Origin of the sequence: Sphingomonas sp. ASY06-1R, from assembly GCF_052180265.1 — a bacterium.
In the GTDB taxonomy this organism is placed as follows: Bacteria; Pseudomonadota; Alphaproteobacteria; order Sphingomonadales; family Sphingomonadaceae; genus Sphingomonas_I.
This window is the reverse complement of sequence record NZ_CP197464.1, coordinates 1598224-1612306: the sequence shown is the minus strand read 5'-3', so window position 1 is coordinate 1612306 and position 14083 is coordinate 1598224. Positions and strand designations below refer to the sequence as shown.

Genomic DNA, 14083 nt, shown 5'->3' with positions numbered 1-14083 from the left:
TCAGACCGTGTCGTAGACGACTTCGAGGGATGGCTTGGCGACATATTCCGCGCCACGCATGTCGGCCTGGGTGGCCGGCCGTAGCGTAAAGTCCGCACCGGTCACGTCGGCGCTGAACAGGTTGAGCAGTCCGTCCTGATCCAGCGGCGTCGGGCGAAGGGGTGGCGCTTCGGCAACGTTGATCGCGAGCTGCTCGAACAGGCTGGCCCATTGCCCGCCAGGCTTGCCGATGATCTGATAGTTTGCGCTCTTCTTGCGAATGTCCTCATTGGCTGGAATTGCGGTGAGCACCGGAATGCCTACCGCCGCGGCAAAGGCATTGGCCTCGCCGGTGCCATCGTCCTTGTTAAGGATCATCCCGGCGACGCCGACATTGCCGCCCATCTTGCGGAAATATTCGACCGCCTTGCAGACGTTGTTGGCGACATAGAGCGATTGGAGATCGTTCGATGCGACGACGATGACCTTCTGACACATGTCGCGCGCGATCGGCAGGCCGAAGCCGCCGCAGACCACGTCGCCCAGGAAATCGAGCAGAACATAGTCGAAGCCCCATTCGTGGAAGCCGAGCTTCTCGAGCGTTTCGAACCCGTGAATAATACCGCGACCGCCGCAACCGCGGCCAACTTCGGGCCCGCCCAATTCCATTGCGAACACACCGTCGCGCTGAAAGCAGACATCTTCGATTCCGATTTCCTCGCCGGCGAGCTTCTTCTTGCTTGACGTCTCGATGATGGTCGGGGTCGATTTGCCGCCGAACAGCAAGCTCGTCGTGTCGCTCTTGGGATCGCAGCCGATCAACAGCACGCGCTTGCCCTGCTGCGCCATCATGTAGCTGAGGTTGGCCAGCGCGAACGACTTGCCGCTTCCACCCTTGCCGTAGATCGCGATGATCTGCGTTTCCTTGGTGACGGGGCCGGTGTGGACCGGATCAGGTTGCTCGTCCGCTTCGCGGCGCAGTGGTCCCGGGTCGAACATACTCATAACTGTCTCCAGTCAAGGACCATTTTCAGGCAATCCGGATCTGAGAAGGCCTGTGGATAGGCCTCCGCCGCCTCCGCGGCGGGTCGCGCGTGGCTGATCAGCCCGTCGAGCTTGAGTGCGCCGCTTTTGATGAGGGCGGTGGTCGAGACGATGTCGGCAGGCGTGAATTCGGCCGAGATCCGCAGGCGCGCTTCGCGCATGAAGGCGGGCGGAAAGGCGAACGAGAGGCGGCCGTAAAATCCGGCCAGCACGATCTCCCCGCCCTTCGCCAGTCGCGGTATCAGCAAATCGAGCGCGTCGCTGGCCCCGCTGGCATCGCAGATCGTCCGGTAATCGCGGCGTTCATCCGCGTCCGGAGCAATCACGGCATAATCACTGCTATCGCGCCGTGCCGGATTGGTTTCCCATATTGTCGGCGCGGGCGCACCGCAGGCGATCGTCAACCGCGCGAGCAGCCGACCCAGGATCCCGTGCCCCACGATCAAGTCCGGCGGCGAGCCTGCCGCGATCGCATGATAAGCGGTTGCCGCCAATGCGGTCAGGATGCCGTCGCGCCCAAGCGACTCGTCAATCGGCATCGCGCGTGCTGCAGGCAAAATGACGGTTCGCGCCGTGCCGCCGAACAATCCGCGCGCGTCGGCGAAGCAATTGGCACCCGGCACGAACACCCATTCGCCGATGCGCACGCGGGCATCGGCGCCGGCATCGACGATCCGCCCAACCGATTCGTACCCTGGGACGAGCGGGTATCCCATCCCCGGAAAGCTTGGCATCCGGCCCGTCCACAACAGCTTCTCGGTGCCGGAGGAAATGCCGCTCCATTCGATCTCAACACGGACGTCGCCGGGGCCGAGAGGGTTCAGGGCAAGGGGGCGCAAGGATAGCCGCTCTGGCGCTTCCAGTATGACCGCCCATGCGTCCATACACATTCCCCTGATGCGCAATGCCCGTGATGAGCCCCGTCGCCAGTGTACGTTTATCTAGACACTCAATGTTGTCAACTAAATTGGACATTCATTATCGCGTGGCGATGATCGCACTCGTAGTCAACGGCATCGCAGTCCTCAGAATGTGCGACCGCGCGAAGCCCACTTCGCGTAGCATCCAGACGATTTCGGCCGCGGTGCGCGGCCGTCCTGACCCCATCGCCAGCAGGTAAAATCCGAAATACGCATCCCCGACTCGCTCGGCACCGGGTGTTTGCGCCATCGGCTCGGCAATGAACAATTTGCCGCCGGCAGGGAGAGCGGCATGGATGCCACGCAGCAAGGTCATGGCGTTTGCATCATCGTGATCGTGCAGCACGCGAATGAGCGAAATCAGGTCAAAGCCCCGCGGAATCGCATCGCGCAGGAAATTGCCGCCGAACGTTTCGACGGTCAGACCTGCAGAGGCGAACCGGACACGCGCCTGATCGACGACAGCCGGCAAATCGAACAGCGCCAACGCCAGCCCGGGCGTCCGCTTGGCCACGGCGCTCAGAAACATGCCCTCTCCGCCGCCAACGTCGAGCAGCTTGCGATGGCGATGGAAGGCGTAACTATCGATCGCTTGGGCCGACACGAGCGGCTGCGACGCGGCCATCAGAGCCGAATAGTCGGCCACGGCGTCCTTGTCCCCAATCCCCTCCTGCTCGGCATATTGCCAGTGGCGCGACAGTTCGCCGCCCCCGCCGCTCCTTCGCAGGAGCGCGACCGGATCGGCCATGTCGGCATAGAGCAGATGATGGTGCGCCACCATTTCGGCTATTCCGCGATTGCCACGTAGCGCCGCCCCGCTGCTGCCCAGCGCCCAGCCATCGCCCAAACGCTCGACCAGACCCAGCGCCGCTGCCGCGCGCAGCAGCCGCTCGGCGCTTTCGACCGGCAGATCGATCCGAGCGGCTATGGTCGCGCGGTCGAGCGTATTGTCGGCGAGCAAATCCAGCAGGCCGGTCTGTATGCAGGCAGCAAGGATCTGCGAGTAGGTGAAGCCCGCCACCAGATCGAACAAATTGCGCGCGCGCCGCCGCGCGATCGGCCGGGTCAGCGGAAAGCGCACCGCGAAGCGCTGAAAACGGGGGGAACCGAGCAGGCGGTTTCGCCAGCTGATCCAATAGCGGAAAAATTGGAAATTTCGGTGATTAGACGAAAACATATGTCTAGTTCTGTTGACAGATGGTATCGTCGTCAATGGGAGACGGTCGATGGCGGACGAGCGCGTGGTCGTAATCGGAGCGGGCGTTGGCGGCCTCGTCAGCGCTGCGCTCCTTGCGGCGCATGGCTGTGACGTCACGGTCGTTGAGGCTGCCACTGGCCCTGGCGGCAAATTGCGGGCGGTGACGGTGGATGGCCATGCCGTTGACGGCGGTCCGACGGTGTTCACCCTGCGTGGAATATTCGAGGAAATCTTCGCGGCATGCGGCGACGCGCTCGGCAACCACCTGATCCTGCAGCCAGCGACGATCCTCGCGCGTCATGCGTGGGGGCCGTCGCGGCTTGACTTGTTTGCGGACCCCGCCGCCAACGAAGCGGCGATCGGCGACTTCGCAGGACCTGCCGAGGCCTCAGGCTATCGTCGCTTCCGCGCCGAAGCGAAGCGGCTTTTCGATGCGTTGGACCGGCCGTTCCTGCGCGACACCAAGACCAATCCGATCGCTCTTGGCTTGCGAATGGGGGCGCGCGGCTTCCCGGATTATCTCAACCTGCGTGCCTATATCTCGATGTGGCGCGCGCTAGGACGCTATTTCCGCGACCCGAGGCTGCGGCAATTGTTCGGGCGCTATGCAACCTATTGCGGCTCGTCGCCCTTCCGTTGCCCGGCCACGTTGATGCTGATCGCCCATGTCGAGGCGAGCGGCGTGTGGCTGGTCGAGGGCGGGATGCACCGGCTGGCGCTGGCGCTAGAGGCGCTCGGACGCGGCAACGGCGTGCGCTTTCGCTATAACGCACCGGTTCGCGAGATCGTGATCGAGAATGGACGCGCGGCAGGCGTGATCCTGGCGAACGGCGAGCGCATCGGCGCGGCATCGGTCGTGTGCAACGCCGATCCCGCCGCGATCGGCGCGGGACAATTTGGCGAGGCTGCGCGACGCGCTACGTCAACCGTCTCCCCCGGGCGGCGTTCGCTCGGTGCCATGGTGTGGACGGCGAACGCAAACGCCCGCGGTTTTCCGCTCTCGCGCCACAACATATTCTTCTCGGACGATTATCCCGCCGAATTCGCCGCGCTCGCCGCCGGCCGGCTGGCCGCAGCACCAAGCGTTTATGTCTGCGCGCAGGACCGTGGCGACGCCGATGCCGGCCTGGATGGCCATGAACGTCTGCAGATCATCGTCAACGCGCCTGCCACCGGCGACCTTGCCCCCCTCACACCAGCGGAGATCGACACATGCACCAAGGCTATGCTGGCCACGGCTTCGCGGGCGGGACTTTCGCTCGATCTGGGGAGTTCGGCGGTGCTGACCACGCCGAGCGACTTCGAACGCCTGTTTCCGTCGACGGGTGGAGCCCTTTATGGACCGGCCTCGCACGGGTGGGCGGCCTCCTTCCGTCGGCAGGGCAGCCGGACTCGGATCCCTGGGCTCTATTGCGCGGGCGGGAGCACCCACCCCGGCGCGGGCGTCCCGATGGCGGCGCTTTCCGCCCAACTAGCCGTCGGATGTCTGCTCAAGGACCGCGCTTCGACGTCGTGGTACAGCCGAACGGCTATGCCTGGTGGTATATCGACGCGACCAGTGCGGACGGCGCTTACGGGCTGACGATCATCGCCTTCGTCGGCAGCGTGTTCTCGCCTTATTACAAGCTCAGCGGACGCCACAATCCGGAAAACCATTGCGCGATCAACGTCGCGCTGACCGGGCGGCGAAGGTCGGCCTGGGCGATGACTGAGCGTCCGGCGCGGCGCGTCGACCGCGGCGGCGACCATTTCGTCGTAGGGCCAAGTGGGCTGCATTGGGACGGCGACACGCTGGTGATCGATATAGCCGAGATTTCAGCACCGTTGCCATACAAGGTGCGCGGCACGGTACGCGTCTCGCCCGAGATGATCGGCACCACGGCATTTGCGCTCGATCCTGCCGGTAACCATCGGTGGCACCCGGTAGCGCCGCGCGCACGCGTCGAAGTGCTGATGACACATCCTGGCATCAGCTGGAGCGGCCCAGGCTATTTCGATTCGAATTTCGGGGATGAACCGCTCGAGGTAGGGTTCAACGACTGGCATTGGTCGCGCGCCCATCTGAAGCGCGATGTCGCGGTGCTCTACGAAGGCCGGCGGCGCGATGGGACGCCATTCGATCTGGCGTTGAAGTTCGATCGCCAGGGGCGCTGGCACGATGTGGTCCAGCCCGCGCCCGCCCGATTGCCGCGCACCGGATGGCTGATCAACCGCGCGACCCGCGCCGACGCCGGCAATGCTCCGCGCGTCGTCAAAACCTGGATCGACGCCCCGTTCTATGCCCGTTCGGCGCTTGCGACCCGCCTGTTCGGAGAAGATGTCCAAGCGATCCATGAAAGCTTGGCGCTTGGCCGTTTTCGCTCGCCGATCGTCCAGTCGATGCTGCCCTATCGGATGCCCCGCGCGTTCTGGTAGCTAGTCGGGATCGGGCGGCTTCTTGTCCCTGCTTATCTCCCGGTTGATCGAGACGAGCTGCCAGATGCAAAAGGCTAGGACCGGGATTCCCGCGATTGCCATGTCGAAGAGGCTAAAATACCTGCCGCTCATCCTGGCACGCCCGCAAAGCGGACGATCATCGCGGCAATGTCTTCTGGCCGCTCCTCGTGCGCCAGATGGCCGGCGCCCGCCAACGGGATGACCGTTGCCCCCTCCACCATCCCTGCCGCCTCCTCCGCTGAGGACAGCGGAATCGCTGAGTCGGCTTTGCCGTGCAGGAGCAACAACCGCGTTTGAAGGCGGGGCAAATCGCGTTTCAACGTTTCGAGATCCCATTCCGCCATCATCCTGATCGCTCCCGCGCAATGGTCCGATGTCGAAAACAGCCGTTCGTAGAATCGCACCCCTGCGGCGTCGATGTGCGACCCCGTACTGCGCACCAGGAATCGTGCGGTTTCACCCGGTGTCCGAGCGAGCCGGGCCAGGAAGTGCGACGCGAACGGATTGACGAACAGCAAACGCGCCAGCGATGGGAACAGCATCGCACCGAGCCCCGGAAAGGGCAGCACTGCGGCGTCGAGGCCCACGATCGCGTCGGGACTGACAAGGCGGTCGAGGGTCATGCGGATTGCAATGGCGGCGCCTGCCGAGTGCCCGACGATCACCTGCGGCCGCAACGCCAGCGCGCCGAGCAAGCCGCTTACCGATCGCGCCATGGCCGGCATCGCCAGGCCACCGGCGCCCCGGCCGCGGGTGAAGCCATGTCCGGGCAGATCGGGCGCGACCACGGTGTAGTGGTTGGCGAGGAGCGGCATCAAGGCCCGCCAACTATGCGTTGCCGCGCCGGTGCCATGCAGCAGCAGCAGCACGGGGCCGTCGCCCATCACCTGAACATGCCAGCGAACGCCTGCTGCATCGACGAAGCGGCTGTACGCGCGGTTTGGCCAGTCGCGCCCCTCTACCTCCCAGCGCGGCGCGCTCACGCCTTTCGCGCTGCGGTGACGGCGGCGTGCATGGCCGTCGCATTGGCGCGGGGCAGTGGCAGATATCGTGCGCGCATGGCGGCAGCGAGTGCTGCCCCTCCGGACCGAGGGCGCACCGAAATATCGATAAACGCGGCGGCAATCCCTGCCGCCCCAATTGCGCGAGCGGCCGCCCCGGCATCAGCTTCCGCCGCCGGACGCCCTACGCTACCGTCCATCGCGACGTTGGCGCTGCCGTCGGTCAAAACAACGATGAAGGGCGTCCGGCCTTGCGCGCGCGCCTGCTCCGCCAGCTCGCGCGCCGCATGGAGCCCTGCCGCCAACGGTGTACCGCCGCCTCCCGGCAATTCAGCCAGCGAGCGGCGCGCCCGCACCAGCGATCGCGTCACAGGCAGCAGCAACTCGGCAGAACTGCCCCGAAACGCCACAAGCCCTACCCGCGCGCGCTTTACATAGGCCTCGGCGAGCAGCAGCTCGACCGCGCCCTTTGCCTCGGCCAGCCGCGTCAGCGCCGACGACCCCGAGGCATCGACGGCGAATATGGTGACGGTTTCGGCTTTCGTCTCGAACCGGCGGATACGCAGATCGTCGCGCCGGACCAGGATGTGATCTGCGCGTCCGCGCAGGCGCTGCCAGGGGGCGGCCGCACGCAGCGTGTCGATCAGACTGAGGCGTTGCCCGCCGCCCGGCAGGCCCGGGCGCGTTCCCATTGGCCGGCCCCGCGCCAGCGACTTGCGGCGCTCGCCCGCGCCATGCGCGCATCGCGGCTTGGCCCGACCAGCACCGCCCTGCGCGATCCGCGCGAGCACGTCCTTGGGCAACGAGGCCAATGCTGCGGCGAGAATTACGTCCTCGAGCGGTCCCGGCGCGGCACGTTCCTCATCGCTGCCGGCGTCGGGGGGTGGCGGCGGCGCTTCAGGCTGCGCCTCCTGCTCCGTCGCCATCGGCATGCGCGTGGCGCGGGGCGCAAGGACAAGGCGCGCGGCGAGAATTACATCAGCATCGGCGACGGCGTCTCGACCGGCAAGCCGCGCGATGGCGCGCGCCGCACGCAAGGCAAAGAGCGGCGCCCGCGCCGAATCGATACCAAGCGCGGAGGCGGTGGCGGCAAGCGCCTCAAGCGCGGCATCGGAAACGGCGACTTGCTCCCCATGGCTGAACGGTTCCGGCCAACGATCTACAAGCCTTGGCAGGGGATCGCTGAGCTGCGGTATCAGGCTTGGGCGACGGGCGAAAGACAGGTCGATCCAGAACGCTACCCGCTCCTTGATCGCCGCCGGTGGCCTTTCTTCCGCTTCGATCCCGTCGTCGAGCAGGATTGTCACGAACCGTGCCTGACCGCGCAGCGCGACGCCGTCGCGCTCAGCGACGACCTCGCCGCTGTCCATCACGCCCGCAATCCGCCCCGCCATCGCGTCGGACACCCGCTCCGCCATCGGCACGACGACAGCGCCACCATCGGCCTCGGCTAATAACCCGATCCGCGACACTACCACGCCCTTGGCCAGCGTCATGGTCAGGTCAATCCCGCCGAGCAGGCGTTCGTCGTCGATATGCGACGGCACCCGCCGCACCGGCGCGTCCTCGCACAATCCGGCGATCATTTCGTTCATCACCGCATCACGCAGATCGCCGCCGCCACGCAGCGATATGCCGCCGAGCCCCGGATCGATCGCACATAATCGCGCGGCGATCAGCGCATCCTGAAACGGATCGGGCGCGGCATCGCCCGCAGCGCTCACGCCGCCAGTTCCTCCAGCGCACGTTCGATCCGGACGGTTGATCCGGTCTCGTCGAGAACGTTGCGACGCAGGCGATGGCGCAACGCCATCGGCGCAACTGTTTTGATGTGCTCGACCGCGACCACCTCTGCCCCATCGAGCGCCGCGAGCGCCCGGCCCGCACGGATCAACGTCAATTCGCCACGCAGCCCGTCTGCGCCGACTGCGACGCACAATTGCGATGCGAAGCGCAACACCGCCTCAGGCACCGCCATGTCGGCAAGCGCAGCGCGTCCACGCGCAATCCGCTTCAGGGCTTTGCGCTCGGCGCGTTGCCAGGTTTCGGCGAACGCCTCGGGGGTGCGCTCGAAGGCGTCGCAGCGCTTCAATATCTCGACGCGCTGCTTGATATCCTGCGGCGTTCGGACTTCGACCGACAGGCCGAACCTGTCGAGCAATTGCGGCCGCAACTCGCCCTCTTCCGGATTGCCGCTGCCGACGAGCACGAACCGCGCCGGATGCCGAACACTCAGCCCTTCCCGTTCGACCACATTCTCCCCGGACGCCGCGACATCGAGCAGCAGATCGACAATATGGTCCTCCAGCAGGTTGACCTCGTCAATATAGAGGAAGCCGCCATTCGCGCGTGCCAGCAATCCAGGTTCGAACGCTTTAATTCCGGCACCCAATGCGCGCTCGAGGTCGAGCGCGCCGACCACGCGGTCCTCGGTGGCGCCGAGCGGCAGATCGACGAACGGGACCACGGCGTTACCTTTGCGCGGGGTGCCGTCCTGATATCCGGCGTCGGCTGCGGCAATCGGCGGCAATAAAGCGGCAAGCGCGCGTACCGCAGTCGATTTTCCGGTGCCGCGGTCGCCGAACACCATCACCCCGCCGATCCGCGCATCGACCGCCGCGATCAACAGCGCCAGTTTCATCTCGTCCTGGCCGACGATGGCGGAGAAGGGGAACGACACGCGCACGTTCATGTTGTAACACGCACTGGACACTCTACAAGATGGACAGTCGTTACGATGTGGAGCCCGATCATTGTTGCCGGCGGCGCAGCCATCTTTCTGGGCGTGTTTGGCGGCCTGATGACGCCGATCGGAAGATGGTATCGGGAACTGCATAAACCCGCCTGGCAACCGCCCGATTGGCTATTTGGCCCGGCCTGGACGGTCATCCTGGGACTCTGGGCGTGGTCGGCAGTGATTGCATGGCATTCGGCGCCCGATCCGGCTGCGCAGACGCGTGTCATAATATTGTTCGCGATCAACGCATTGTTCCACGCCATGTGGAGCCCGCTCTTTTTCCGCGCACGCCGACCGGACTGGGCGCTGATTGAAGTAGTATTTCTATGGGCATCGCTGGTTGCGTTGATCGTGGGACTATGGCCGATCGCGCATCTCGCGAGCCTGTTGATCCTGCCCTACCTGCTGTGGGTCAGCTTCGCGTCGTTACTCAACTTCACAATCGTCCGGCTTAACCGACCGTTCGTCTGAATATTTGGCGGGATGTCGGGACATAATATGCTGTCCAATTACAAACCTGGGAGCTCGCATCATGCCGACAATTCAGGATACCACCAGCACACCCGCCAAGCTCCCCGAAATCCGGCATATCGATGCCAGCGACTTGAGCTGGTCGCTCCGTGAAGGTTGGAAGGATTTTCGCGCCAAGCGCGGCGACCTGATCGTGATCGGACTGGTTTATCCGATCGTTTGCCTGATCGCGGCTGTAGTGACGTTCAACAATCCGTTGCTGCCGCTATTCTTCCCGCTCGTCGCCGGGCTGTCGATCGCAGGCCCGGCAGCGGCGTCCGGTTTTTACGAACTGGCGCGGCGGCGCGAAGAAGGACGTGATTCAAGCTGGTGGCATTTCCTCGATCCGCTCAACGGCCGCAGCCGCACACCGCTGGCGGTGCTGACGATCGGTCTGGCCGGGCTATTCCTGGCCTGGCTGATTGCGGCATATGCGATCTATGCAGTGACCTTCGGCGCGGATACGCCGATGCGTCCCAGCGACCTGTTCGGCCGGCTGTTCACGACGACGGCGGGCTGGCAGATGATCCTCCTCGGTAATTTGGCGGGCCTCTGTTTTGCCGTCGTAACGCTGGCGTTCGCGGTCGTTTCCTTTCCGATGGTGGTCGACAAGCCGGTCGATGCGGGCCTGGCAGTACGCACGTCGCTGGCCGCCGTGCGGCGAAATCCGGGCACGATGTTGCGGTGGGGACTGTACGTTGCCGCCCTGCTATTGATCGGGCTGATCCCGCTCGCGGTCGGGCTTGCGGTGATATTGCCCTGGCTCGGTTATTCGACTTGGCACCTCTACACCAAGTTGGTGGTCCGCTAGCGTTGCGGCGGGGTGCGGGCGTCCATTGCCTGGAACCAGCGCACCAACCGCGGACCAAAAGGGCCACGGATAGTCCAACATAGCCGATGTTGAGCGTCGGCTATTGGAAGGCCAAGCATGGATCTTGGAAGTGCGAATTGAGCCCGTTGCCGCCAGCGCGCACCGGGTCGGGCGGCTCAAACGGATTGGAAGCGAACAACATTAAGGCATCCATGGGCTGTCCAGCGTGAATATGTCAGGCTGATTTGACACTTCGCAATCTATGGATATTCATGGGAGATCGCGTAGCAGCGCTGAAGGGAAGGCGATGTCGCAACAACGATTGCATGTCGTCTTGGCCAAGCCACGCGGATTTTGCGCAGGCGTGCGGCGCGCGATCGACATCGTCGAGCGGTCCTTGGAACGCGCGAGCGCCCCGGTTTTTGTGCGTCATGAAATCGTCCATAATCGCCACGTCGTCGATCGTCTCCGCGCCAAAGGCGCGACGTTCGTCCAAGAACTCTCCGAGGTGCCCGATGATGCGGTGACGATCTTCAGTGCGCACGGCGTACCCCGCTCTGTCGAGGAAGAGGCGCGCGCGCGGCGACTGCCCGTAATCGACGCGACCTGCCCGCTTGTCGCCAAGGTGCACTTCCAGGCGCGACACTATTCCAGAGCGGGCCGGATCGTGGTGCTGATCGGTCATGCCGGCCATGCCGAAGTGGAAGGAACATTGGGTCAGATCGATGCAAAGATCCATCTCGTTTCGACCGTGGCGGACGTCGCCGCGCTGCCGCTGCACAAAAACGCGCCCGTCGCTTACGTTACGCAGACGACGCTGAGCGTCGAAGACACGCGCGACATCATCGCCGCGCTTACCGCCCGGTTCGTCAACCTGGTTGGCCCTCAAATTTCCGACGTCTGCTACGCAACCCAGAACCGCCAGAATGCGGTTCGCGACCTTGCCCGCATCAGCGACCTGCTCATCGTCGTCGGCGCCGCCAACAGTTCCAACTCCAACCGGCTTCGCGAAATCGGCACAGACACCGGCGTACCCAGCTACCTGATCGACGATGGCGACGGGCTCGATCCGGCATGGCTCGATGGGGTTACGACGATCGGGCTCACTGCCGGAGCATCCGCGCCCGACGACCTGATCGACGGCGTGATCGCAGCAATCAGGCAATGGCGCGCGGTCAGCGTATCGGAGCTCGACGGCGTTGAAGAGACGCTGGAGTTCAACCTGCCGCCCATTGTCCGGTCCGGGGCCCGCGCCGTAAGCGCGACTGCTTGAAGATCATTCGGCTCGGCACGCGCGGGTCGCCGCTCGCGATGGTTCAGGCCGGGATGGTGCGCGATGGATTGATTGCGGCGCACCACATCGCGGTCGAAATTCACATCATCAAGACGACCGGCGACAAGGTTCAGCATCGTCCGCTCGCCGAAATTGGCGGCAAGGCGTTGTGGACCAAGGAACTCGACCGCGCGCTGTTGGACGGCGAGATCGATATTGCCGTGCATTCGATGAAGGATGTGGAGACGATCCGCCCGCCCGAAATCGTGATCGCCGCAATTCTGCCCCGCGCCGATGTGCGCGACCGCATTATCGGCGCGACCTTGGTCGCCGCTCTGCCGCAACGTGCGACCGTCGGCACCAGCTCGCCGCGACGCGCCGCGCAATTGTTGCGGCTACGGCCGGACCTGAACATCGTGCCGTTTCGCGGGAATGTTGATACCCGGCTGAGCAAACTGGCTGCGGGTCAGGCCGACGCCACGCTGCTCGCCGCGGCGGGGCTGGATCGGCTCGGGAGGCCCGATATCGGCGTGGCGGTCCCGATCGATGTGATGCTGCCGGCGCCGGCGCAGGGCGCAGTCGGCATCGAGGCGCGCAGCGCCGACGCTGAAAGTCGCGCACTGGTCGCGGCCCTCGACCACGCGCCGACGCACGCCAGCGTAAAGGCCGAACGCGCCCTGCTGGCCGCTTTGCGCGCCGATTGTCATTCGCCGGTCGCTGCGCTGGCGAGCACCGACGGAGCGATCCGCGCCGAACTGTTTGCCGCAGACGGCAGCGCGCACGTCGCGGGCGTCGGCAGCAATCCGACGATGCTGGCGGCCGATTTGCTCGCCCGCGCGCCCGATAGCATCCGCCGGCTGTTCGCAGCGTGACGTCCGGTTGCCGAGGGGCCGTCTCAGAGACCGCGCGGCCAAGGACTCTTCGTTGCGTGTATCTGGTTCGAACAGAGCTCTCGAATACCTTGCTGGAAACGGCCTCTTACGAACAGGCAATCTTGTGCTGGCTTCGCGGCTCACCGATCTTGCCGACCCCGGAATATTGGAATGGAGGGGAGACCTGGTCGAAATACCACGCTGTGAAGTGCGGCAATCCGCCTAAGTCAGGCGATCGAGGCAATGGTCCGGTTCCCAACAGCAGTTCGTAAATCGGTCTTTCGGACAGCCGTTGCCGATCGGATCAGCACGTCGGCGAGCTAAGCTTGCGAATTCACATCGTGGAGCTGATCAGGGTCCGCAGGGAGTACATCGCATCTGCCCGCTCCCTGCGACAACCAGTGCCTGTAAACCGCCATTTCTTCCCGCCCACCGCTACGCCGCACGGCCTAGCATGTCGGCACAGCATAGCGGGAAAGCGAAATTGCGCTGGTATGTTCGACGATAGCGGCGGCGGCGCTGTAATTCAGCTGCTCATCGGAAGCTCAATCGTGGCCGGCGCCTTGGGCCTAATCGCACCAACTCGCGATTCACCTGCGGTGGGACAAGCGAATGACCCGAGTCGCGAATCAACCGCCGAAGGAGCTGAGGATGCCCACTAAAGCGTAACAATGTGTGGGACGGTGCCTAGGAACTGCGGCAACCAACCGGGTCTAGCCGTTTGGTGCCTCGCTATAAATTAATTGAGTGGTGGAGCCGTGGGGGATCGAACCCCAGACCTTCGCAATGCCATCGCGACGCTCTCCCAGCTGAGCTACGGCCCCATCTCTTTGCCGGCCCTGGGATGGCGCCGGCGACGTTGAGGGCCGCGCCTTAGATCAGGCGCGGCGCTCGTGCAACGGGCGAAAACGCGCCCGTTGCGTTTTTAGTGATCTTCTTCCTTTTCGCCGGTGTCGACGCCGATATCATCGTCGCCGCCCAGATCGACATCGTCGTCTGCGCTCGGCTCCTCATCCTCATCGACATCCAGATCCTCGGCCAGATCCGCATCCTCGTCCTCCTTCTGCGCGGCCGGCTTGGGCGCGTCAAACGGCAAAGGCTGCTTGGACTTCAGGACGGTTTCGGCTTCGAAATTCGTGCCGCATTCGACGCAGGCGATCGGATCGTCCTTGCCGAGATCGTAAAAACGCGTGCCGCACTTGGGGCAGGTGCGCTTGGTGCCCCATTCAGGTTTCACCACGGTAAAGCTCCGATAGAAAGAGGAGGGAGGCGATCCGGCCCGTGAGGGCGGATCAGCCCGAC

13 protein-coding genes and 1 tRNA gene are annotated in these 14083 nt (G+C 64.5%); 6 read left to right on the top strand and 8 right to left on the bottom strand.

The features are described 5' to 3' along the window. From ACSBM8_RS07860 to ACSBM8_RS07850, 3 genes are all read right to left on the bottom strand, one after another. Positions 1-984: a chlorophyllide a reductase iron protein subunit X gene (locus tag ACSBM8_RS07860; protein WP_442681076.1), complete on the bottom strand. Its 984-nt coding sequence runs from the start codon at positions 982-984 to the stop codon at positions 1-3. Then, complete coding sequence (bchC, locus tag ACSBM8_RS07855) at positions 981-1907, bottom strand: chlorophyll synthesis pathway protein BchC (RefSeq protein WP_442681075.1); 927 nt, start codon at positions 1905-1907, stop codon at positions 981-983. The genes ACSBM8_RS07860 and bchC overlap by 4 nt, the downstream gene beginning before the upstream one ends. A gap of 94 nt (positions 1908-2001) precedes the next feature. Further along, positions 2002-3156: a methyltransferase gene (locus ACSBM8_RS07850; protein ID WP_442681074.1), complete on the bottom strand. Its 1155-nt coding sequence runs from the start codon at positions 3154-3156 to the stop codon at positions 2002-2004. Positions 3157-3169: 13 nt separating this feature from the next. On the opposite strand from ACSBM8_RS07850, the gene crtD reads away from it, so the two are divergent. After that, positions 3170-4723 (top strand): 1-hydroxycarotenoid 3,4-desaturase CrtD, encoded by a 1554-nt coding sequence (gene crtD / locus ACSBM8_RS07845; protein WP_442681073.1) that lies wholly within the window; start codon positions 3170-3172, stop codon positions 4721-4723. Further along, positions 4654-5556, top strand: a complete 903-nt coding sequence (locus tag ACSBM8_RS07840) for a hydratase (RefSeq protein ID WP_442681072.1) — start codon at positions 4654-4656, stop codon at positions 5554-5556. Before crtD ends, ACSBM8_RS07840 begins: the two co-directional genes overlap by 70 nt. Before the next feature lie 128 nt (positions 5557-5684). On the opposite strand, the gene bchO is transcribed toward ACSBM8_RS07840, so the two are convergent. Genes bchO through ACSBM8_RS07825 form a run of 3 tightly spaced genes read right to left on the bottom strand, consistent with a single transcriptional unit; the run spans position 5685 to position 9270 of the window. After that, positions 5685-6560 (bottom strand): alpha/beta fold hydrolase BchO, encoded by an 876-nt coding sequence (gene bchO / locus ACSBM8_RS07835; RefSeq protein ID WP_442681071.1) that lies wholly within the window; start codon positions 6558-6560, stop codon positions 5685-5687. Continuing rightward, positions 6557-8302: a magnesium chelatase subunit D gene (locus ACSBM8_RS07830; RefSeq protein ID WP_442681070.1), complete on the bottom strand. Its 1746-nt coding sequence runs from the start codon at positions 8300-8302 to the stop codon at positions 6557-6559. Before ACSBM8_RS07830 ends, bchO begins: the two co-directional genes overlap by 4 nt. Further along, complete coding sequence (locus ACSBM8_RS07825) at positions 8299-9270, bottom strand: ATP-binding protein (protein WP_442681069.1); 972 nt, start codon at positions 9268-9270, stop codon at positions 8299-8301. Before ACSBM8_RS07825 ends, ACSBM8_RS07830 begins: the two co-directional genes overlap by 4 nt. A 45-nt stretch (positions 9271-9315) precedes the next feature. Here ACSBM8_RS07825 and ACSBM8_RS07820 point away from each other — a divergent pair, with 45 nt between their 5' ends. The 4 genes from ACSBM8_RS07820 to hemC all read left to right on the top strand — a co-directional run bounded on the left by ACSBM8_RS07820 (position 9316) and on the right by hemC (position 12781). Next, entirely contained in the window at positions 9316-9786 is a 471-nt protein-coding gene (locus tag ACSBM8_RS07820) for a TspO/MBR family protein (protein WP_442681068.1), read from the top strand. 61 nt (positions 9787-9847) lie between these two features. Continuing rightward, complete coding sequence (locus ACSBM8_RS07815; RefSeq protein ID WP_442681067.1) at positions 9848-10636, top strand: DUF2189 domain-containing protein; 789 nt, start codon at positions 9848-9850, stop codon at positions 10634-10636. Positions 10637-10943: 307 nt separating this feature from the next. Beyond that, positions 10944-11909, top strand: coding sequence for a 4-hydroxy-3-methylbut-2-enyl diphosphate reductase (gene ispH / locus ACSBM8_RS07810; RefSeq protein WP_442681066.1), 966 nt, complete (start codon positions 10944-10946; stop codon positions 11907-11909). 38 nt (positions 11910-11947) lie between these two features. Beyond that, a complete protein-coding gene (gene hemC / locus ACSBM8_RS07805; protein WP_442681525.1) occupies positions 11948-12781 on the top strand; it encodes a hydroxymethylbilane synthase in 834 nt (277 codons plus the stop codon). A 748-nt stretch (positions 12782-13529) separates the two neighbouring features. On the opposite strand, the gene ACSBM8_RS07800 is transcribed toward hemC, so the two are convergent. Together ACSBM8_RS07800 and ACSBM8_RS07795 are read right to left on the bottom strand one after the other, a co-directional pair. Next, positions 13530-13605, bottom strand: a tRNA-Ala gene (locus ACSBM8_RS07800). 101 nt (positions 13606-13706) lie between these two features. Further along, complete coding sequence (locus ACSBM8_RS07795) at positions 13707-14021, bottom strand: TIGR02300 family protein (RefSeq protein ID WP_442681065.1); 315 nt, start codon at positions 14019-14021, stop codon at positions 13707-13709. Between the last annotated feature and the right edge of the window lie 62 nt (positions 14022-14083).